The organism is Legionella sp. JM-2024 (assembly GCF_055389095.1).
In genome coordinates this window covers 1,180,593-1,202,591 of the sequence record NZ_AP039388.1, presented here as the reverse complement: position 1 = coordinate 1,202,591, position 21,999 = coordinate 1,180,593, and the positions used below count along the sequence as shown (strand labels likewise).

Here is a 21,999-nt window from a genome sequence, read left to right as displayed (position 1 = left end):
AAATTATGAGTCAGCCTTCTTCGCGCCATCTATCACATGACTTCCCAGCCTGGAAAGGCTTAAGTCTGCGTGAATTATTTTGGATTGTCATCACTACAACACCAGTAACCACCTTGTTTTTTATCCTTTTAGGAACAATGGCAGGGTATCCACTGGCCGCTGGCTGCATCGGTTTTGTGATTGGATTCATCCTCTCCATTACCGTGTGGCCAAAAGGAGTCGCCCGTATCAAAGCAGGCAAACCTTATGGTTATGTGATGAAGAAAACCATTCTATGGATGGTGCGATTAAGGCTCAAACACTCGCCCTGGATTCATTATCAAGGACAGTGGCAAAAGAATAAATCTGTTGGAGAGCCTCATGTTTGAATATTGGAAAAAAATCGACAACCTACAACACCATAACCGTTTATTACTGGCTTTTATCGGCCTGTTATCAGTCATCGTTTTGGCCTTAATCATTAACCTCATGACCATGCCCAAACGCTATGAGTTTTGGCTAAGCCCTAATATGGCAGCCAATGGCGGCTTAATGAAAGCAAACGATATCCCTAATGAATATGTACAAGGATTTGTGTCCTCATTAATGCCAACGCTATATACCTGGTCTAATAAAGGCAAAGAAGAATTTAACCAAAACATCAAAGCCTTTCACTATTATTTTACCACTCGTCATGAACAATTACTTAGAGACACGCTGGGTGCTTATAAAAACGCGCAGCTCTTTGACCGTAGCCAAGTAGCCAGTCTTTATCGTTTCATGGAACCCCAAGATATTAGAAAAATTGCTCCTGATACTTGGGAGGTGAAATTAATCCTGCGCATTACTCAAAGACTGAAAGACAACAGCGGCATGGTGATTGCTGACAAAGTAGTAGCCTATCACCTGCGTGTAGTCAAACTCAATTTGTCTCGTTTACACAACCCTTTCCAACTCGCTCTCGATGGCTATACCCGTCCTGAAGAACGTTTACAAGATTTATTGGTCGACACGGAGGAATCCCATGAAACGCATTAAACACATTTTATTAATGCTTGGCTTTATGCTCACGCAAGTGAGCTACGCCCTGCAAAGCGAACATCTGGTTTGGGAAAAAGTCCCTTTAACGATTGAATTACCTATCAATAAAGAAAGGCTGGTTCAATTTCCCCAGGCCATTAAAATCATTGATCAACAGCTCAGTACCAACCTCGATATTCTAAAAGTTAAAGGCAGTTTGTATTTAAAGGCCAAAGACACTTTCAACGATGCACGTTTGATTGTCCAGCTCTTACCCGAAGGTGAAGTGATCATACTGAACCTTAAAGCCAATGAGAAAGCCGTCAATACCACGCCTATTGAAATCCTGATTGATGATCCCAAAACCACTCATCAGTCAGGTGCAAGCCAATACGAATATAACGCCATCCAGCTTACCCGATTTGCTATTCAAGCCTTGTATTCGCCTGAACGCGTCAGAAATATTCCAGAGGGTATTTATCGCTCGCCCATGCAAACCAACAAAACCATTCCCTTATTTTATGGTGCAAGCATTGAAGCGCACCCTCTGGCTTCATGGCGTGGCGGTAGTCTCTATGTCACTGCGGTCGATTTGAAAAACCTGTTGAATCAACCCGTGAAACTGCAATTTTCAAAACTCATGGGACATTGGCAAACCGCAAGTTTCTATCCCAAAGGGGAATTGCCTCCACGAAATCAACATGAAAGCACCACCGTCTTTTTGGTTTCAGATCAACCCTTTGCCACAGCACTTACTCAACATGCGAGGTACAGCCGATGAACAAAAATAAAGGCATTAAAATCTTAGCTGGATCGGTGGTGTTCGCAGTCGTCATGATTCTTATCAATAGCCGTCATACTACGTCTGCTCATGATGATACGCCTAATCCCAACAATTTTCATGAAGCCATTACCAGCCAATTCAACGACAACATCCGTGATGTGTCCGCAAGACTTCTGGAAACAGAAAAGAAACTGGAACAAATGCATAAGGAGAATAAATCGCTGCAAAAGCAATTAAAGCAACCGCTACAAGAAGCGAGCCATACGCTACAAGATGAATTGCAAACGCTGAAAGAAAAGCTCTCAGCCCTTACTGATCATCAAACTCAATCATACCCCATGGAGGGCAATCAAGCTCCTGTATCTTGCCAAATCAAAGATCTGGATGGATTACTGGATAAAGCTCCTATTGAGGGTAAAGTCTTTGCAGAACAAGACACCTCAACCAAAGAAGAAGCCCCAACCAAAACGCCCTTCTATACCATTCCAGCAGGCAGTGATTTCAGTAAAGTCACGCTGTTATCTGCCTTGATGGGTGAAGTACCTGTTGAAGGCAAACTGATGCAGCCCTTGTTTCCCTTTACCGCAATGGTCAGCCGTGGAGACTTAATGACAGCCAATGGGATGCAATTGCCGGAAGAAATTATCGGTATGAAAATCAGTGGTTACTCCATTGGCGTAGGTTCTTTTCTCGATAACATCAGCTGCGTTCGCGCGTATGTCACTGCCGCTTTATTTGTCTTTGAGGATGGGCATTTTGTCAGTATCGGCCAAGAGCAAATGAAAAGCTCTGCGGAGATGGTGAACAATGACAGCATTGGTTATCTGACTACTCAATTCGGCAATCCTTGCATCAAAGGACAGTACATCACTAATGCCCCCAGAGTTTTAGCCGCTTTCATGGCTGCTGGCGGTATTCAGGGGGCTGGCAATGCTTTATCCAAATGGCAAATGAGTTATCAAGCCGAAGGTGGTTCTGCGATTGCCACGCCTACGGGTGATTTAGCACATTTTGCAGCTGGCGGTGCTATTAACGAGGGCAGCCAAAAAATTACTGATTGGCTTGAGAAAAGAATACAAGGCAGCTTCGATATGGTTTTTGTTCCTGCCAGCATCCGCAGTCACTCAGGTTTTATACCAAACCAATTCAGTCTTCATTTCAGTCAAACAATAGCAATTGATAAAGAACACCAAGGGAGGGTATTAGATTATGGTTACCATCAACAAAAGAACTTTGACAATGCTTTGCGCTAGTCTGGCTTTGAGCGCTTGTTCAACCGCCAATATATCGCAAAGCGCCATTCCTGAGCAGGGATTAACAGTCAGTCAGCTTTATCAACAAAGCATGCAACAGCCTATACAAAAGGCTGTTGTTCAACAGGTACGGTTTGAGGATTCAGGCGAAGAATTTAAGCAGCTGCCGAATTCCGAAGTGCCTATCCATATTTTTGCTCATGTGGCTCAGCTTGGCGATGAACAAATCATCAAACCAGCCTATACCACACGCTTTTTTCTTTATAAGCAAAATCAATATGCCCTGGCATCAGAGTTGTATTAAGGAGGTGTGATGAAACGATTATCTAACTGGTTGCTTGGGGAAATGAATCCCCAGGCTATCAAAGAACAAATGATTAAAAAGCAATATGCCAATCCGTTGCCCTCTTTTGCTGACAGACTGGCTATTGTTGATTTCAACGAACAAGAACAGGTGTTTTTATTTGCCGATGGAAAAAGTTTGGGATCAGGGTTTGAGCTAGGAGATATCCAAGCCGAAGCTGCCTCCCCCGAATACTTGCAAGCCGTCTTTAATAAAATCCGCGATACCTTTGCAACGGTGGTTCCCCTCCATGCAATAGACCCTTGGGTTATGCAAATGTTTGTTCAAGACGAATATTGCCTTGATCCAGTTATCGACCATATTAAAGCCCAAATTCCACAACAGTTTATTGACAGCCCATTAACGCAAGATTACTTACAACGCCTGCACGATCTCTACAATAAAATGACCAGGCCAGAAGGTTTATTTCTCGATCCTAAAACAGATGCGCCCTATCGAGGACGAAGACGACGAATCAGAGTGTTATTTTATAGGCAACTACATCAAACCACTTTAACCAGAGAACAAATTCTTCTCGAACATCAAGAAGTCATCAGCCAGATTGAAACCAAACTACGCTCACCAGGTTTAGAAATCAAACGCCTTAAAGGTCAGGATTATTATCAGTGGTGGATACGCTGGTTTAATCCGAAATCAGCCGATGAGATCTTGGAACAATATCCCTACCCTAATCCCATGCCCGCAGGTTTTAATCTGACGCAAAATATATTCTTTTCCCCGCCTGAGAGCGATGAGCAAGGATTTATTTTTGAAGGCCGAAAACAAAGAATCCTGTATGTTGATGGCTTAAAAGAAGCACCCATTATTGGTTTAGTCTCCCGAGAAAGACAACAAGCCAATCCGAAACACCGCTATGCGCTTTTGGATACCTTGCCAGAAGGAAGTATCTACACCATTCAAGTCGTCTTTAGCCATGATGAAAATCTGGATTATCATCTCACACGATTAGAAAAGGGAATTGTGGGAACCAGCTTAAAACCACAGGAAGTAAGAGATGATATAAAAACTGCCCGAAATGAATTAAGCACTGGCAATCGTCTGTTCTGGGTTAATCAGGCTGTTTTTTATCAAGCAGAGGATGAACAACAAGCACAAGTCATAGAAAAAAACCTGCATACCATTTTCAACGACGCCAAGATGCCATTAATTCATTCCAGCTATGATATTCACCCTTTAAATTCCTGGCTCAATGCGTTGCCGTTTAATTTCGATCCTCACTATGCCCGTAAGTACTTATGTTTTGATCGTCTGATGTTTGCTACAGAACTTGCTGCCTTGCTTCCAGTCTATGGCCGAAACCAAGGTGCAAGGCATTTACCCTGCTTTCCCTTTTTCAACCGCTTAGGCGAACCCGTTTTCTTTGACTTACTACACCATGATTTTATTAGTCAAAATTCGCATTGCGCGATTTTCGCCAACTCTGGTGGTGGTAAGTCAGTTTTAACAGGTTGGATGATTCAATCACTACTCGCCATGAAAAACGCCCGTGTAGTACTTTTTGAAATGGGAAACTCGTTTGATCGGATGCTCGTTCATGCCAAAGCTCATGGTAAAAAAACCAAGCAGTTATTATTAAGCAATAAAAAAGAGGAAGCTGTTCCATTAAATCCATTTTGTGAAGCGTATAAAGCAATTCCAGAAATAACAGATAATTTAAGCGCAGAACAAGCTGCTTTAATAGCTCAAAAAATCATGGATCTTAAAGATCCTGCTCACTCAGAAGATTTAGCTTGTGGTGATGGTTCTCGTGCATATCTTGCAGAGCTTGCCTTGGCTTTGCGTACCATGATTACGGAAGCCAATGCCATGGAAGAAGAACAATTTACCCTGGCTGATGAAACGCTGCTAATCGAAGTATTAATTGATGCCATTCTAACTTCATTTAACGATGGCATACCACAAATGCTGACTGAGCATATTGTGAGTGCATTTCAACGGCGATTGGATAAAGAAACGGTATCTCGCAAGAAAGACCGAATTCTGGATATGCACGACCGATTAAACAGTTATGTCATTAACAGCGCAAAATCACGCTTCTTTAATGTGCCAACAGAACCTTTAGGTGATTTTGATATCTTTCATATTGATATTTCTGCCATTAAAGATGACACCGGAAAACTGGCTTTGGTTATGGTTTCTTTGTTGCCAAGAATACTGGCCATGGCAGAGGCTACTCAAAACGACAATAGGCCAACCTTTCTTTTTATTGATGAATCCCATCTGCAATTTCAAATTCCTTCTGTGGTAACGGTGTGCCTATTAGTGGCCAAAGTAGCCAGAAAGCTCGGGCTTTGGCTGGTTGCAATTACCCAAAACGTCACCGACATGAATTCTGAAAAGGCTGCAAAGATTTTATCGCTAATTGAAACCTGGATTTTGTTGGGGCTGGATGAAAAAGAAATCACTGATGTGAAACGCTTTAAATCCTTAACACCGCAACAGGAAACCTTAATCAGAGATATTGATTCGCAAAAAGGTTTGTATGCAGAAGCAGTTTTATTAGGCTCACGCTATCAGGGATTGTTTCGCGTCATTCCACCTCGCTACCTGCTTGCCTTATTAATGACTGAGAAATCAGAAAAAGCACAACGCCACCTCCTGGAGAAAGAACATGATGTCCTGGTCGCCGCTGAAATCATGGCTAAGAAACTCGAACAACCAAAGGCAACTACTCATAACAGGGCTTATTTTTATGACTAACACTGCCCTTGCTTTAGAAAGCACAAGCCCACCTCATCCTGTGAATACCTTCACAATCGCTACACGGGTTTTGCAAAAACTGTTTCAAAACAGTCATTACAAAGTCATTGGTTCTTGCACTTGGACGGTGGGACGTTTACCGCCAAGACTTGAAGTCACTCCTGCGGTTGAACAGTTTTTACCTGATTTAGTGATTACCGTCAGCAATAAACCAGAAGAAAATCCCTGGCTTGAAGCTCGAACGCTTTATGAAAATAAAGCAGCAAGAACGATGTACCAACAAGCCTATAAAGCTGCGACTGGTTCAGCGTTAGGATTTGGCAATGACAGCGGTCAAACCACAGATCTTCACATCAATGATGAGCGGACGCGCATTGTTGATGTGATCGGCAGCCCTGCTGCATTTTACCGTATCCCTTATCTATCACACAGGCCGGAAACTGGTTTTGGCGTTCCTTATTATCTGGCCGAAGCTGATGCAGTCATGGATAGAACAGAAGCAGCTGAATTGTTATATATGGGAACGCATCCTCATCTGTTAATTAATCATGAAATTGGCACATTAACACAACATTGGGGTTCTGAAATTCCCAGGTTGATGCGCGTAACACAACCTTATAACTACAGAGCTTCAGTTGTTGCAGCCATGCACGCCGTAGATATTGTCACCAATAAAAATCCTTTGCATGTCACCAAGTCAACCAATAATTCCTGCGGTAAAAATTGTGTGGTGGCTAATGCCATTTACGACCCACAAAACAATAAAGTCATCTGGCAGGAAATCTATCCTTTAAATCGCAATATCCACCCAGGCGATGCACAGGATTTCGGCATTGAAGACGAAAAAGCCGGAAATGGCAATTACGTGTTTGTCCTTTGGCGCAAATATCGCGGCTGTATTCAGAACAAAGGCAAACTCGTGAACTTTCTCACTTTCCCAAAAGTTGGACAACCTCAAAAACGATAGGACATCAACATGAATAAATATCTATTATTAACCTTACTTATTCCGCACCTAACCCATGCCGGAAACTTTATGCCCAGCCAATCAGATTACTATTATGAATTAGGAGGAACCTCCAATTTATTTATACCACCTGTTAATAAAGATCAAACGCTGGTTATTGGTGCAGATATTGATGGCCGTATGGGATTCTCTTGTAGCGGTTTTAATCCTGTCGTATCCATTACCAATACCTTTCAGGATTTAAAAAAATCAGCATTAAATATCCCTGGTGGTGTCATTGATAACTTAAAAGGTTCAGTCGCAGGATTCCCTCTTTATAAGCTGCAACAGTCCATGCCTGCTTTATACAATGTTCTACAAAACGCTGCATCCAGTGCACAAAACGAATTTACCCTCAAGGTTAAAGATTGTCAGGAAGTCAAACAAGCACTGGAACAAAACCAATCTCCAATGGAAGGCATATTATCAGTATCCGATAGTCAAGGATGGCTTGATGCTGCCAAACGAGCTAAAAAGGAAAACGTCGATGTGACCGAAACATCAAAAAGCATCGCTCAAAAGCGAGATGAATATGGTCTACCCTGGATAGGCAGCAATAAAGGCAATGCGGGCGGTAAGTTTCAACGCCCCATTAAGGTAATTAATGATGTAGTCATTGCGGGCTACAACATTCTTTTAGAGAGAAAACCTTTAGATTCTTTGGAAAAACCAAGCACCAAAATTCCTATGGTACAAAGCTGGCCAACACCTACCGATGCTGCTAATTGGGCAGTTAAGGTTCTTGGCGATATCCAGGTCAGCAGCAGTGAAAACAAACAAAGCCATGATGCTAAAGCAGGGATTGGTTTATCAGCTTTATTGCAAAGCTGCGCGAACGCCAATACCTGTAGCCAGAACATTGCCAAGGCCTTATGGAATTTAGTCAATGGTACTTGGACGCTTACTGAAGAAAATCTGAGTAAAGTCAGTGCCTCCAATTTACTGATTACTGATGAAGTCATTACTACTATTCAGCACCTGCCCCGTGAAGAACAAATGCTTACTATCTCAAAACTGGCAGAAGAAATCGCTGTTCAAAATATGCTGGATAAAGCCTTAATGATGCGCCGCATCTTACAAGCAGGATTACAAGTGCAAGAAGTACAGAATTTAAAACCTGCTATGAATATGGTCTTGTTTGCCCTGAAAAAACTAGACGATGACATTCATTCTTTGTCCTTTGAAAACGATGTCCGCAAAAAAATGATGACTGAGACTTTGGGAACCATCATGGACATTCGCCATCAAGCCCAAAGCCAAAATATGCCAGGCCAGGATCACGAACAGCCTGCTGTTAAAAACGGCGCAATCTACGTTAAAGAAAATAAAGGAGCTTAATCATGATTGTCTTTAATCCTTTATCTCTCTATACCACCTATCTAGGCTGGCAACAGTATGAGGTTCTATTCAACGCCCTGTGGCAAACAGGGCTGTTGTATCTTGGCTTTTTGGCCATTGGTTATCGCTTTCTTAAAAATGTGCTCAATCCAGCTGGCGCGTTCTATGCGGTTGAACATGCTTTAAATAATTTTCTTTATGAATTGGCAATAACTTTCCTGATATGCAGCTTATTTGTCTATCCTTGTGTACCGTTGGAAACCAAAGCCCTACAATTTAAACCCTTATGCGGACTGAAAAACCCAACGACTGCGGTCATTGGCGACAGCGGCACAACTTATGATGAAGCCTTTGCAGATCTACTGACTAACCAGGTCAAAATTCCTATAGGCTTTGCCATCATCCAGAATTTTATATCGAGCTTTACCTATAGCCTTATGAAGGTGACGGGTTGCACAGATAGTTTGCAATCCATTCAAGGAGATTTGGTATCAACCTATCTCCCCCAGAGCGTTCGCAAGCAGGCATTGGATTTTCATAGACAATGTTTTATTGAAGCCAGAACTCAATTCAATAGTGAAAAGCATGAAGCCAGTGAATTAGACCCTATGCTCAAACGCTATGGCGGTGAAGATGACTTAAACTGGATGGGTTCTAAAATCCTGCAAAAAATGTATTACAGCAAACTTCATGCTCGCCAACCCGTGCCAGGATTTACCTTTCATCAAGCCCCTAATCGTAATCTTGAAAAGGCAGCTAATCGTGGCGATATCCCACCCGAACGATTGCCAGAAGATGGTTATCCCAGCTGTCAGCAATGGTGGAACAAAATCAAAACTGACCTGGTTGAAGTCTCTAATCAGGCCAGTGTTTTTAATAAACACTTAAATTACTACGCCATGCTTGATAGGGTTCGCCAATATAAAGTGAAACACCCAAAAGCCTGGAAAGCAGACATCAGCGCAGAAGATTTTATTGCGAAAATGCTCTTGCAAGAAAGCAAAGACATGCAGACCAGTTCTGTGCAAAACCTCATGGATAATAACAATGGAAAGGTCGCATCTGCCATTACCCATAGCCTGGTCAATGTCGGACAATGGACAAAATCATGGACATCCACCCCATTAAAAAGAGAAGCAATCATGCAAACATTGCCCGTCATGCAGGCGTTTTTCATATTCTTTTTAATCATTCTCACTCCAATGGTTTTGTCTTTAAGCTGCTACAGCACCAGAGCATTAGGCAGTTTATGCGCCTTATTTATCATGGCTATTTTTCTTCAGTACCTCTGGCATTTAGTAGGATTTCTAGAACGCTCTGTGCTTGATCCATTAGGTGAAAACGATGCGATTTCTGCCATGAAGAATATGGCTGTGATGTTTTACTTTGTTGCACCTGTTTTATTGTTGAGATTATCAAGTCATTTTGGCGGTGACGCTGGGGCGGGTCTTATGGATTTGGTCAATGGTGCAGATAGGCAAAGCGAAAGCATGGCGCAATCCGGTATGCAGGTAGCCAAGACAGGAGTAAAAATTATTTCAAAAGGAATTCAATGAATATGTTAAAGCACATCTTTACGTTCAAAGGCTTCATTGTATTCACGAATAGTGATCAAGCCATTATCAAGCTTATCTTGAGCCTCATAAACAGACATGTAGCATTTGGCAGGTTTATCCTCTGCCACTCCGACAATGGCATCAAGAACAACTGCCAACAACCGAAATACCTTTCTCATTTGGAGCTATCCCTATGATTAAACATTATATCCGTTCATCCATTATAGTATTAATTCAAACCGTTTTACCAATCATTGCCTTATTAGCAATTGCGCCCTGGTTCATTAATAGCAATCTACTGACTCGCTGGCAAAGCACCTTCACTACCATTCAACCATTATTTCTTGGTCTGCATGGAGTACTCTATTTATCCCTTGTCTTATTATGGCCAAGGCTAATTTTACGCCTACAGAATCAACACCAAATAACCACAGAGCAGCTGAACACCGCTTTAAAAACTCGGTGGTATCTGCTGGGTATTTTTGTATTTATTGATATTTTGATGATTGGAGGCAAACTATGAGCAATTACCCCATTAATAACCTATTAAGAGAACCAACAGAAGCCTGGTCAGCCATTACCTGTTTGTCTCTAGCCTTGCTGGCATATACTCAACCGCATTTGTTTTTACTAACACAAACTATGGGATTATACGCTGCGCTCGCATTGTTAATCCCTGGAATTTATAGAGCCTGGCAAGCAATTAAAGTAAAACGCTATCACCGAAGATTATTAGCCATGCCCACTTATGCCCTATCCACCACAGAAATACCTTTATCCAAAAACTGGTTGTTCTTGGGCAAAGGCTTTCGCTGGCGACCAAGCCACACTCAAAAGCTGCATCAAATTAAACAGGTCAAAAATGAAAAGTTCATGCAACGAAGCTCTTGCTACCAACTTGCCAGAAGATTCTGCCAAAATCATGAACATACAAAGCTAGCCAAATGGTTAAATACAAATTCTAAACTAAACCCTTTTCGACCTGATCCACCTGTTGGCGGTAGTCCATTCTTGCATGGTGTAGGCGAAGAAGATAAACCTGTATACATCCCTCAAGATGTACGTGTCGGTCATACCTTCGTAGTCGGTACAACCAGAGTAGGAAAAACACGGTTGGCCAGTATTCTAATTAACCAAGACATCCGAAATGGGGATGCGGTTATCGTTGTAGATCCAAAAGGCGATCAAGACCTGGTTAGAGACATGATGGCAGCCTGTAAAGTATCAGGCCGAACAGAAGACTTCAAAATCGTACACTTAGGCTTTCCAGAACAATCTGCACAATACAACCCCTTAAAAAATTTCGACCAAATCAGTGAGGTTGCAACACGTATCACCGATGCAATCTCCGCAGAGGGAGAAGGAAAACAGTTCGCAGCCTTCGCCTGGAAATACGTCAATATCGTGGCTATATGCCTAGAAGAAATGAATCAACCCCTTACCTACCAAACAATAGCCTTCTATATCAGCCGACTAGAACAATTATTAATGTCCTATGCTGATAAGATTCTTCCTAACCACTACCCAAATTACCATCAAGAGATAGATGAAATCATCGAGGAGCATGATAGTAAAATAGGCAAAAATAATAAGACAAAATCCCCTATGGAACGCCACCAAGCAGTCATTCAATATGTCAAAGACCACATCAATAAAACGATCAAAAACAACAATGCTGAAGCTCTGCACGATCAAATACTAATCGACCTCTACGATGCAGCCATTATGGATAAACACTATTACGACAAAATCACCGCCAGTGTCGGTCCTGTACTGTCTGAAATCAATAAAAGTAATGCCTCAAAAATCCTATCGTCAAAAGCTCAACCAGGTGAAATTGAATTGATGGATGTAATTAAAAATAAGAAAGTTCTTTATATCGGCTTAGATAGCCTAACCAATCCCAATATTGCCCAAGCAGTAGGAAAAGCCTTTTTGTCTGATCTGGTTTCCACAGCAGGTAAAATCTACAAAGAACCTAGCGCGCGATATACTTTAAATCTACACTGCGATGAGTTATCAGAGATTATTCAGGATTCTTTTGTGAAGATTCTTAATAAGGCAGGTGGTGCTGGGTTTCAGGTGACCGCTTATGCTCAGACTATACAGGATATGGAGGTTGCACTTGGTTCCAGGGCTAAAGCAGAGGTATCTGAAGGAAACTTTAATACCCTGATTATGCTGCGCGTTAAAAATGAAGAAACAGCCAATTTACTGGTTAAAGTGCTACCTCAAGTTGGTGTTGTTGAACATACACAAGTTTCTATGGTTAATGATACACCGTATGGAGATGATGGGGTTTATTTTAATACGACTAATGAGGATCGGGTTCAGACTTCTTCTGTACCTATGATTGGGGTGGAAGATATTATTTCTTTGCCGAAAGGACAGGCATTTGTTTTGGTAAATGGAGGAGAAATTTATAAAATCCGAATCCCTCTGCCACAACGCTAATTATGTTTATTTTTCACCCAGCTTAGTACCTCTAAGATAGTTTTAGGTATTGGATAATCATTTTCCATTGCTATTAATCTTGCCCTTGTTGGCTTAGCAGTATTGGGAAATTTTTGACACAAAGTTTGATAGTTGTCTTCTCCAATTTCTGAACGATAGTACTTTTCAAAATTTTTCTCAAATTTCCAAACCATTACAGTGCCATCAGATGTTTCTAATTCGTCTAAAGTGTTATTAAAAATTTCCTCTTCTTGTTTATTGAAGAAATCAGAGGCATCGGTATCATATAAAATTCCTACTGGTATATCGAAAGAAATACCAATTTTAGCAAACTCTAAAAGATTCTTTTTACCGCCTACCTCTACAATAGTTGCGCCAACTCTATCCAAATCCAAATTAAATCTGGATGCGTAAACAGGAAGCATTAATTTTTCTGTATCTCCCTCTACTAAAAGCAATTTCTTTGCGAAAAATAATTCACCTCTTTCAGGATCTAATTCCTTTATTAACTTTTGTCTTCTTTTATCATCATTTTCCAAAGTAGACAAAAACCCTTTCGTCCCCAAAGAACTTTTTCTTATCATCACTATATCGGAATATTCAGGAACAGATAAGAAATGTGGTGAATGTGTTGTATAAATTACTTGATTACTCGCACCAATCCTTCGAATAGTTTTATATAAAGATCGTTGCATTTGAGGATGTAAAAACATCTCTGGTTCTTCAATAAGCAGAATCGCCCCTCTTTTTCTTGTTTCTTCAAATGATTGTAGAATGGCGAGTACTATTGCATTCTGCACACCTTCACCCATTTGAGTTGCACTGATTAAAAAATCACCTTCTTTAACCAATAAATCTAAAGATTTATAAAAGTTCATAGTATCAAGAGGAGTAAAATACAAATCCAATTTATCTGTGTCTATATCAGGATCTAGTCCCAACTGTAAGAGAGCATTTCTTTTTATAGAGGTTTCCAGCTCAACAAATTCATTGGTTTTCAATAAACTCATAGCCTCTTCCATCAATTGATTAAACCGTTTAAACCTTGATATCTCAGATATAGTTTCGTTTGAATTAATCAAAACTGTATTTGATTCATCCTTAAAATTTACATTAATCTCTGTAAATATCTGGCGAAGTAATGAATAACGAGCTGAGGGAAGCTGCTCTTGAAGAGATCTATTTGTGCCTATGTATATTAGAGGAACCTGTTCTTTAATTTCGGATGGAATACCAATTAATGGCTCAAACTTAGGTTGCACACCCTTTCGGGGAGCATTAGATAATACATTAATAATTTTACCATTTTTATCAAGACAACTTTGCTCGAACCGAGGCAATCCCGCTTTTTCTCCGCGTTTATACTTCGTATATTTGAAACTTAACGTAGAAATCTCAACATCTTTTGCTTCTTTAAATTTTTTATATCTAATAGGCGGATCAATTGTGCATGAGATTTCAATCTCTCGATCTTGATCTCTATAACTAATATCATTTTCATCAAAACTGTTTGCATTTACCCATGTAGACCCTAATACTCGCTTTATAGCCTCTAATATATTGCTTTTACCAGCATTATTAGCACCAACTAATGCAGCAATCTGAGGTAAACTTATGTCTATATCTTCTATAGACTTGAAATTCTTAATTTTTATATTAGAAATTCTCATCAATATCCATCCATACCGTTAATTAATATAAATGCGCAATTGAGAACAATCTATAATTCTAAAAAGTTCACCCATCTAAAGAGTATTTTAATTCTAGACTAGAATCATATTTTCTGCGTCACTGCAATTTCCCAGCAGTGACGCAAAAAAAACACCTTGATTTTATCGCGTAAAATCAGCACATTTCGCCCTTTTGTCCGATCCCGCCAATCGGGATTGGACAATATTCTTTCCAAAAGCCCTTGCGAAGCAAGCACCGCTTTGCTAATTTAGAATCAAGCATGACTGATGAGCTGGTGAAATTCCGGCGAAACGTCAACCGACGTCTTATGCTAAGCCACTTCATTCTCTAACCCCGTGGCTGGACGTTCAGTAGGGAAAACCATCTAGGAATCTCTGTCATCCGACAGGGCAACTCCCTGGGAGTTTAAGTCAATTTATTTCAATTTGACCATGGACTTGTATGACAAGAGCCATTGTCTTGTCGTTTTTATTAATCATCAAAACAAGGAGGAAATACACACCCAAAAACTGTTGTAAATCGGCGAGATCGTTTGCCTTATAACGATTGATTTGCCCCCTACTTCGAGCTTTATGGCTTTGGCCAGGTTTCATCTTTGAGTGAGCCGCTCGTTCAACACTAAACCAAAGACAGGGCAAATAAATTTTATCGGATGGGATGATGAGAAAATACAGCTTAAGACAAACTGCCAATCAATATTTAAAGCTCGGCAATCAAGGCAGTTACAAAATCAAAAAACAACGAGCATACGTTATTCGTAAAATGATTGATGATTTCTATACCATTGGAGATGTGCCATCTTCGTGGAAAAATATTCAATCAAATCATATTCATCAACTGGTAGCACATTGGAAAAAGAGTAAACTACGTTCCAGCACGATTATGAATCATATGACTATCGTCCGACATTACCTGCTCAGCATAGACTGCCCTATCCCCGATATAGACAATAAATCGCTGCAACTTAGCAAAACAAGCAAGAAACGCAAAAGAAAACTCAAAATCCAGCATAACCATTGGCAATCATGGGATAATTCAATCCCCCGCCTTATTATGGCATTACAAACTGAATTTGGGCTTACCTTTCAAGAAGCCATTTATATAAAACCTGAAATTAACATCCAAACAGACAGCATCTGGATAACCAGAAACATCGCGTTTAATTCCTTGGATAGAACAATTCCTATCAGATTTGAAATGCAAAAATCCATCCTGGATGAAATCAAAAAGCTGACTGACGGTAAATCCATTGCTGAGTTTAACGATTATGACGACACCAAAATTGCCTGGCGAAAGATTTTAAAAAAACATGCCTTACCAATTAATAAAGCATACCGCTATCTCTATGCAAAACAGATGGCTCTGTATCTTTTACCGCTATTGGGGAAATACGAAGCCTATTGGGTTATTCGCAGCGAAATGGGCATCAAATCCCGTGATTCTTTATGGAGGTATCTCAATGAGTAAGTCCAAACTTAAAAATGCGCAGTATTCCATCAATGAATGTATTAAGAAAATCCAAAACTACTCCCACGCCAGCAGAGCGGATATGAAACACATGCTGAATCGCTGCGTCAAAGATTTGCACGCGCTAGGCTATATGGTCACACACATCAAAGGATTAAAACCAAAGCACATACACATCCTGGTTGAACACTGGAAAACCCAGAATAAAAATCCTGCAACAATAAAAAATTACATGGCTAAACTGCGAAAAGTAGCCTCGGTGCTAAACAAGCCAGAACTGGTTAAGCAAGGCAACGACAGCTATCAAATCAATAAACGTAATTATGCTCCTCAATACAATAAAGCAATCAATAATGTCGATTTTTCTAAATGCTCAGACCCAATGATCCGTTTATCCCTGGAAGCCCAATTCCTTTTTGGTCTTCGCCGTGAAGAATCTATGAAGATTGTACTTAGTGATGCCTGGCAAGGAAATAAATTGGTTATAAAGCCTAGCTGGACAAAAGGTGGCATCGGTCGTGATATTAGACTCACGAATGAGCAACAACGACAATGGCTACTCAATACGATAAAGCAAGTTTCTGCTGGACAATCTCTCATTCCTAAAGAAAAGACCTATAAAAATCATCTTGCTCAGTATCATGAAGTGATAGAAAAAATGGGCTTAAGCAAATGCCATGGCCTTCGCCATGCTTATGCTCAGCGAAGATATCATGAAATTACAAAATCCTATGACAAAACTGGCAATGGACTTATATGCCCAATTCAAGGAGGCAGAGTATACAACGAACTGAATCCTCTTGAAAAATATTGGGATAGAACCGCAAGGGAAATTATTAGCCAGTCGCTTGGGCATTCGAGATTGAGTATTACAAAGATCTACTTAGGCTGACAATCTTTGTATTTTTAAATCTTCAATACACAATTTCATTTTATAGTGTGGTACTGGGTGCCATGGAGCTATAAATTCCCCAATGATTTCAAAACCAGCTTTTTTATAAACATGAACCGCACGCTCATTAGAGATTTCAGGATCAATAAGCACGATTTTAGCATCAGAAAATTGCCTTAAGATAAATTCATGTATCATCTGTACTGATAATCCCTTCCCAATATAATCCAACCTGCAAATGAATAAATCCAGCGTAACTGCACTATCAGGATATTCTTCTGATTTCTCTATTTCAGAAGTAATCAAGTAAGCGAAGGGGATTTCATTATCATAGGCTATCCAATGAGTAGCCCATGGTTCCCCATCGTTTAAAAATTCATGAAGGTCTTTTATTGTATTACTTAAACCATCACCATGAAGCCATTCATTAATATGTGGCTGATGAATCCACCCCAAAACAAGTGCATGTTGCGCATTCATTGGTTTGAAACAAAAACGAACCTCATTTGTGGAGACTTTAATCATCAAATAACACTCAAAAAAACTAGGACCTTATCTTTGAATTCTACCATTTATCAGAAAGCGGTCTATTAATAAATTTTCAATTAAGTTCATTTACTATCACTTGAAAAAAGCGCTTGATTTCCAATACAAGCTTGATAATCTGAAAGCAACACAACTGATGAGTCAGCGCAAATCTGACGAAACCACTAGGTCTTGTGATATGCCATCTTGTTCCCTAATTCCATGGCAAAGCGTTTAGCAGGGAAACCCATCAGGAGTTGTCTTTACGGCTTTACGCCCGAGGAGTGCTTCAAGCACATCATCATTAATAACCAGGTAAATCAACCGATGTTTCGGTGATCTTTTTGCATAACCCAATTGGGATTCATAGTCCCTTTGGGGCTAATCCTCCCTACCCCTAAGGAGCATACCATGCAACAGCAGGAACCAGCGCAACTTGAAATTGAACATTTGCTGTTTGAACTGAATTGTTGTGTGAATGATTTAAGTCGTCATCGACTGCAAATTAATCCCTATGACATTCAACAGGCAGAGTTAAGTTTGCACAAACTGGAATCTTTGATTTCCTTTGTCAAACAGTTCGATACTCAACGAATTGCTTGTTAATTGAAACAAATTAAGTCTTATCCGCATAACAGAAAACCACCTGCCTATGCGGATGTTTTTCTGTTATACCGCTCAGATTTAACAATAACAGGAGAATACAATGACTGCATCTTTAAACCGAGTTCAATTAATTGGCAATCTTGGTGCTGATCCCAAAATCGTCACTGGAAAAGATGGACAATCTTTTGTCACAGCTACTTTGGCTACCAATGAATCATTCAAACAGAATGATGAATGGCAGACCAGAGTGGAATGGCATCAGCTGGTACTATTTGGAAAGCTAACCAAAGTCGCTGAGTATTTAAAGAAAGGTTCACATGTATACCTAGAAGGTAAACTGCGTTCTAATCAATGGACAGACAACGAAGGCAAAGCACGTCAAGCCTTAAGCATTATTGTCAACCATATTCAGCTACTCAGCTCACCCAAATCAGCTGATGAATCTAGCAACAAAACCGCAGAACAGCACATGGCGCAAATGCGTGAAATGTTGCAACCGGATTCAGAAGAAATTCCGTTTTAATCATACCCTACCACGGGAGCAAGCTCCCGTGTGGGATTGCTCCCTTAATACAAGGAGATAATCCCATGGACACCCCTTCAATCTACGTCGCGTGTTTAGCCTCATACAACAATGCCATTCTGCATGGTGTTTGGATAGATGCCACACAAAGCGAAGATGACATTATGGAAGAAATCTGGGAAATGCTGGATAACAGCCCTGAACCCAATGCTGAAGAATACGCCATACATGATTATGAAGGATTCGGCAGCATCAAAATCCATGAGTATGAGTCAATAAGTAATATTGTGGAGTATGCTTCATTTATTCAAGAACACGGAGAGCTAGGCTTAGCCCTTCTCTGCGATTATTTGGTAGATGATGCACAAACCATGCTGGAGGATCATTACCAAGGTTGTTATGATTCAGAGGTTGATTTTTCCAGGCAGTTATTTGATGACTGTTATGCCCATCAAATGCCGGATAATTTGATCTGCTATTTTGATTTTGAAGCTTTTGCTCGGGATCTTTTTATTAGTGATTATTGTTCGGTAGAGTTTGGTGGACAGACATATATTTTTGCGAACTTTTAAGCCCCTCTTTGGGGCATCTTTTTTAATACTTTAAACTCTAAAATCACTTTGCAATTTCTATTAGGTTTTAAAAATTTTATGTTATAGGCTGTTGGTTCAATGTTAGAATAATCGATTATTTATCTCGAAATGAACTGAAATGGGTTCTGGTGTATTTATAATTTTATCTGCAATCCTCCATGCAGCATGGAATACATTTGCCAAACGCAATTCAACACCCTATTACGAAGTACTGGGAATTATGAGTTTTGCAACTATATTCTCGCTTGTATTTATTCCTTTTTTCTCTGGCCCGTTGTTTGAAACATCTGATTCTTTTTTATGGGCATTAACATCTGGTTTATTTGAAGGTGGCTATATAATCACATTAGCCATTAGTCTTAGTCAATCTTCGCTTGGTAAAGCTTATATTATTATGCGAGGAAGCGCCATGGTAATTGTCTGGTTTATCTCAGCATGTTTCCTTGGTGAGAATATAAATTTATTTAATATCATTGGAATATCTTCTGTATTTTCTGGATTAATACTTACAAGCCAAACTTTTAACTCTGATCAATCAAGACAATTATTCTTCCCTGTTTTATGTGGTATCTGCATTGCTGGTTATCATTTATGCTATGGTCGTTCTTTGGCATATGGTGCAAACCCAGCCGCACTCTTTTCTGCCGCTTTATGGATAGCTTTACCTTGTGTTTTTCTTTTGATGAAGAAAAAACAAAGACGAGTATTCAAAGAACAAGTCAAATCCAATTGGAAAATAACTTCTCTAGGAGGAATTATAAGCGCATTATCCTTCTTATTATTTTTAATCGGATTGCGTCATTCTGAAGCTGGGCTAGCCCTTACTCTCCGTAATACCTCAGTGGTATTTGCGCAAATATTTGCTTATTTTATTGGTGAAAAGATTTCTCGATATCAGTGGATTGGAGCCTTCCTAGTAGCTTTGGGCGCTAGCTTAATATATCCATACTAAAAGTGCATAAATCTATGGATCATTTGTCTTCTATAAGTTGACAAAAAATTACCTTCAAATACTCTATAGAGTTATTAGCGCTTGCACTTAGTTGCAGTAGATAAGCATTTTCATTATCCCACCAAAGGACATCATGTGGTCCATAACAATTATTAAGACTTGCAATGTATATATTGCTCGCAATCATACTACTTTTCGGGTTTAGAACTGTTAAATTAAAATTACTATAGCCACTAAATGAATTCATACTAGGCAATCTAGAGAGGGCTGGCTTCTTTATTGGAAAAGAGGCTTTATTGAAAACACGAAACCATACCATTTGATTTTTCTTTCCATTCTTCGGAAACAGGACAAATTGAATTTCTTCTATTTGATTTTCATTACCATAAATAATTTGGCTATCTGGAATAAAGTCTAAGTTAAGTTGGTTTGAGTACTTGATATAGCAATCCGGCTTGCTGCCTCTAAGGATATTATGCATTGGCCATCTTAAATTCCATAAACTCGAAGGTGGTTTATATTCATTGCTATTAATGCAAGCATTTTCTAGGCAGTTGCGGTAACGTGACCAATAGGATAGTTCAAAAAAACTCTTTTTTAAGATTTCATTTGATGATGAAAGAGGATAAAAAAATTTACAAAGTTCTAAAAATTCTTCGTCCTTCAAATTTCCTTCAAGCAGACGAAGTTCAATATTAGTCCCATAACATAAAAAACTTAACGTTTTCGATTTTGAATAATCATAACCAATCCAGCAAATATTTTCCTGATTCAATACGTGGGGTTTCATTTCCCAAACCCAATGATCGTATAGAGCAGCGTGATCTAATGTTGATAAAGGTCCAAAGTCATACAAAAATTGCTTACATCTTAAGAGAGCATTTTTATACTTAATATAGTAGTAATAGGAAGAGAAATGGGCGGAACACCAAGCAGACCACTTTTTAAATTGATAATGACTTGGTTGTTCATTATAAGGAACATCTTCTTCTCTAAGAATAAAGTTAGATAAGGCTGCCTCATCAGAGTTGGGTATCGAAATAACAAAATTTACTTTTTCCTGAGCTAGTGTAGGTGTGATTTCATGCACTAAATTCATTTTATAATTCCAAGCATATTAAGATTGATAGTATCAATAAGTTGGCCGGACTAAACTAATACAAATAACTCTTAGATTGAATGTTCTTTTTCTGCCTCTTTCGTTTCATGTATTTTCTCATTACTCATAAAAAAACCCGTTATTGATGCTCTAACATGATTACCGGCTGCATTTTCTACTTTTTTTATGCAGTGCAGAATATTATTTTTAAAAATAACCAACCTATTGGGTTTTGGGACAATATAATATCCAACTCCATCATCGGCATATTTATTCAATTCAGCGCTATTTATATGGTATCCTACTTTTTTCTTCTTATTGTTGATTAACGTCACTTCGGGATAATCGAAATCAAGTTGAGGAGTAGGATTTATTAGTAATTCAGCTCCCCAATTTATGTCCCAAATTGGATGGCAGTAATATACATAGGCTCCTGAAATTTTATACTTACCATCAGTATGCCAAGAAAGTCCTGATCCTCTAGGATATAGATATGGTCTAGCATAGAAAAAATCCCAATCTCTATCCTTGAAACCAATTAAATGAGAATAATCAGAGGAGCTTGCAATTAATTCATTTATAAATAAATCAATAGTTTTGTTTGTAGGATAAACTTGCTCTGTTGTGCAAGCTTCCGGCCTAGGATGAGAAATAGTAACGCTGCCCCATAGAGGAGATCCATCCTCAAGACTAAAAGCATTTACCCATTTAGAAGAGTGAACAAACTTGAATTTTTCAGTTTGAATAAAATTCCAAATTTTTTCAAAAGATGGTTGCTCCAGGAAATCATCAATGACCGCTAGAACATCATTGTTAAAAACTAATTTCATATCAATATAAAACTATAAAAGGAGATACTTATATCTCCTTTATTTACCAAGGCATATATTCATCCTTATCTTCGTCGGTATCAATTCTATTAGAATAATATACGTTCATAACATCTCCTTATTAATATCCTTGAATAACAGTATTGGATTATAATTTTATTATTTCACCAAGACAATCATATTAAGGAGTGTTTTTTTACACTATGATCTATATAAACTCACAAAATGATCATTTATATTGTATTTTGTTCTCATTTAAACCGAACTTATGGTTTTAGAAAATTATAGGGTTCGTGTTAGGGTGCTCTGCGAATGATTAAAGCTGCTCCTAATTGGGAAAGAACCAGAATACCCATGTTATTATTT

At 39.3% G+C, this 21,999-nt stretch carries 23 protein-coding genes; 17 read left to right on the top strand and 6 right to left on the bottom strand.

Going from position 1 to position 21,999, the window contains the following annotated elements:
• The first annotated feature begins 5 nt into the window (after positions 1-5).
• From ACZ5EK_RS05240 to ACZ5EK_RS05200, 9 genes are read left to right on the top strand one after another with little or no spacing between them, the layout of a single operon-like run.
• Positions 6-368 (top strand): TIGR03750 family conjugal transfer protein, encoded by a 363-nt coding sequence (locus tag ACZ5EK_RS05240; RefSeq protein WP_016356825.1) that lies wholly within the window; start codon positions 6-8, stop codon positions 366-368.
• Positions 361-1,017, top strand: coding sequence for a TIGR03746 family integrating conjugative element protein (locus ACZ5EK_RS05235; RefSeq protein ID WP_027219598.1), 657 nt, complete (start codon positions 361-363; stop codon positions 1,015-1,017). Before ACZ5EK_RS05240 ends, ACZ5EK_RS05235 begins: the two co-directional genes overlap by 8 nt.
• Entirely contained in the window at positions 1,004-1,780 is a 777-nt protein-coding gene (locus tag ACZ5EK_RS05230) for a TIGR03749 family integrating conjugative element protein (protein ID WP_027219599.1), read from the top strand. The genes ACZ5EK_RS05235 and ACZ5EK_RS05230 overlap by 14 nt, the downstream gene beginning before the upstream one ends.
• Positions 1,777-3,036 (top strand): TIGR03752 family integrating conjugative element protein, encoded by a 1,260-nt coding sequence (locus tag ACZ5EK_RS05225; RefSeq protein ID WP_027219600.1) that lies wholly within the window; start codon positions 1,777-1,779, stop codon positions 3,034-3,036. The genes ACZ5EK_RS05230 and ACZ5EK_RS05225 overlap by 4 nt, the downstream gene beginning before the upstream one ends.
• A complete protein-coding gene (locus tag ACZ5EK_RS05220) occupies positions 2,993-3,340 on the top strand; it encodes a TIGR03751 family conjugal transfer lipoprotein (RefSeq protein WP_027219601.1) in 348 nt (115 codons plus the stop codon). Before ACZ5EK_RS05225 ends, ACZ5EK_RS05220 begins: the two co-directional genes overlap by 44 nt.
• 9 nt (positions 3,341-3,349) lie before the next feature.
• A complete protein-coding gene (locus ACZ5EK_RS05215) occupies positions 3,350-6,100 on the top strand; it encodes a conjugative transfer ATPase (RefSeq protein ID WP_027219602.1) in 2,751 nt (916 codons plus the stop codon).
• Entirely contained in the window at positions 6,093-7,067 is a 975-nt protein-coding gene (locus tag ACZ5EK_RS05210) for a TIGR03756 family integrating conjugative element protein (RefSeq protein WP_011946083.1), read from the top strand. Before ACZ5EK_RS05215 ends, ACZ5EK_RS05210 begins: the two co-directional genes overlap by 8 nt.
• Positions 7,068-7,076: 9 nt before the next feature.
• On the top strand, positions 7,077-8,444 hold the full coding sequence (locus ACZ5EK_RS05205; RefSeq protein WP_027219603.1) for an integrating conjugative element protein: 1,368 nt from the start codon (positions 7,077-7,079) through the stop codon (positions 8,442-8,444).
• Between the two features lie 2 nt (positions 8,445-8,446).
• A complete protein-coding gene (locus ACZ5EK_RS05200; protein WP_027219604.1) occupies positions 8,447-10,000 on the top strand; it encodes a conjugal transfer protein TraG N-terminal domain-containing protein in 1,554 nt (517 codons plus the stop codon).
• Positions 10,001-10,005: 5 nt separating this feature from the next.
• On the opposite strand, the gene ACZ5EK_RS05195 is transcribed toward ACZ5EK_RS05200, so the two are convergent.
• A complete protein-coding gene (locus ACZ5EK_RS05195) occupies positions 10,006-10,179 on the bottom strand; it encodes a hypothetical protein (protein WP_010946719.1) in 174 nt (57 codons plus the stop codon).
• A 14-nt stretch (positions 10,180-10,193) separates the two neighbouring features.
• Here ACZ5EK_RS05195 and ACZ5EK_RS05190 point away from each other — a divergent pair, with 14 nt between their 5' ends.
• Both ACZ5EK_RS05190 and traD read left to right on the top strand, forming a co-directional pair.
• A complete protein-coding gene (locus ACZ5EK_RS05190) occupies positions 10,194-10,523 on the top strand; it encodes a hypothetical protein (RefSeq protein WP_027219605.1) in 330 nt (109 codons plus the stop codon).
• Positions 10,520-12,454, top strand: coding sequence for a type IV conjugative transfer system coupling protein TraD (gene traD / locus ACZ5EK_RS05185; RefSeq protein WP_061634626.1), 1,935 nt, complete (start codon positions 10,520-10,522; stop codon positions 12,452-12,454). Before ACZ5EK_RS05190 ends, traD begins: the two co-directional genes overlap by 4 nt.
• On the opposite strand, the gene ACZ5EK_RS05180 is transcribed toward traD, so the two are convergent.
• Positions 12,451-14,124, bottom strand: coding sequence for an ATP-dependent nuclease (locus ACZ5EK_RS05180; RefSeq protein WP_061634625.1), 1,674 nt, complete (start codon positions 14,122-14,124; stop codon positions 12,451-12,453). The two genes, traD and ACZ5EK_RS05180, sit on opposite strands and share 4 nt — an antisense overlap.
• A gap of 432 nt (positions 14,125-14,556) precedes the next feature.
• Positions 14,557-14,739: a hypothetical protein gene (locus tag ACZ5EK_RS05175; protein ID WP_011946071.1), complete on the bottom strand. Its 183-nt coding sequence runs from the start codon at positions 14,737-14,739 to the stop codon at positions 14,557-14,559.
• A 67-nt stretch (positions 14,740-14,806) separates the two neighbouring features.
• Between ACZ5EK_RS05175 and ACZ5EK_RS05170 the strand changes: the two genes are divergently transcribed.
• Together ACZ5EK_RS05170 and ACZ5EK_RS05165 are read left to right on the top strand one after the other, a co-directional pair.
• Positions 14,807-15,613, top strand: a complete 807-nt coding sequence (locus ACZ5EK_RS05170) for a phage integrase N-terminal domain-containing protein (RefSeq protein WP_061634624.1) — start codon at positions 14,807-14,809, stop codon at positions 15,611-15,613.
• Positions 15,606-16,505 carry a phage integrase N-terminal domain-containing protein gene (locus ACZ5EK_RS05165; protein WP_061634623.1) on the top strand — a complete coding sequence of 300 codons (900 nt, stop codon included), beginning with the start codon at positions 15,606-15,608 and terminating at the stop codon, positions 16,503-16,505. The genes ACZ5EK_RS05170 and ACZ5EK_RS05165 overlap by 8 nt, the downstream gene beginning before the upstream one ends.
• Here ACZ5EK_RS05165 and ACZ5EK_RS05160 read toward each other — a convergent pair.
• Positions 16,497-17,030 carry a GNAT family N-acetyltransferase gene (locus ACZ5EK_RS05160; RefSeq protein ID WP_011946068.1) on the bottom strand — a complete coding sequence of 178 codons (534 nt, stop codon included), beginning with the start codon at positions 17,028-17,030 and terminating at the stop codon, positions 16,497-16,499. The two genes, ACZ5EK_RS05165 and ACZ5EK_RS05160, sit on opposite strands and share 9 nt — an antisense overlap.
• Before the next feature lie 411 nt (positions 17,031-17,441).
• On the opposite strand from ACZ5EK_RS05160, the gene ACZ5EK_RS05155 reads away from it, so the two are divergent.
• From ACZ5EK_RS05155 to ACZ5EK_RS05140, 4 genes are all read left to right on the top strand, one after another.
• A complete protein-coding gene (locus ACZ5EK_RS05155; RefSeq protein WP_011946067.1) occupies positions 17,442-17,636 on the top strand; it encodes a hypothetical protein in 195 nt (64 codons plus the stop codon).
• A gap of 100 nt (positions 17,637-17,736) precedes the next feature.
• A complete protein-coding gene (locus tag ACZ5EK_RS05150) occupies positions 17,737-18,159 on the top strand; it encodes a single-stranded DNA-binding protein (RefSeq protein WP_011946066.1) in 423 nt (140 codons plus the stop codon).
• A 65-nt stretch (positions 18,160-18,224) separates the two neighbouring features.
• Positions 18,225-18,731 carry an antirestriction protein ArdA gene (locus ACZ5EK_RS05145; RefSeq protein WP_011946065.1) on the top strand — a complete coding sequence of 169 codons (507 nt, stop codon included), beginning with the start codon at positions 18,225-18,227 and terminating at the stop codon, positions 18,729-18,731.
• A gap of 139 nt (positions 18,732-18,870) precedes the next feature.
• Complete coding sequence (locus ACZ5EK_RS05140; protein ID WP_011946064.1) at positions 18,871-19,704, top strand: EamA family transporter; 834 nt, start codon at positions 18,871-18,873, stop codon at positions 19,702-19,704.
• Between the two features lie 19 nt (positions 19,705-19,723).
• Here ACZ5EK_RS05140 and ACZ5EK_RS05135 read toward each other — a convergent pair whose 3' ends face one another.
• Both ACZ5EK_RS05135 and ACZ5EK_RS05130 read right to left on the bottom strand, forming a co-directional pair.
• Positions 19,724-20,803 (bottom strand): hypothetical protein, encoded by a 1,080-nt coding sequence (locus ACZ5EK_RS05135; protein ID WP_011946063.1) that lies wholly within the window; start codon positions 20,801-20,803, stop codon positions 19,724-19,726.
• Positions 20,804-20,874: 71 nt separating this feature from the next.
• A complete protein-coding gene (locus ACZ5EK_RS05130; RefSeq protein ID WP_011946062.1) occupies positions 20,875-21,633 on the bottom strand; it encodes a 2OG-Fe(II) oxygenase in 759 nt (252 codons plus the stop codon).
• Between the last annotated feature and the right edge of the window lie 366 nt (positions 21,634-21,999).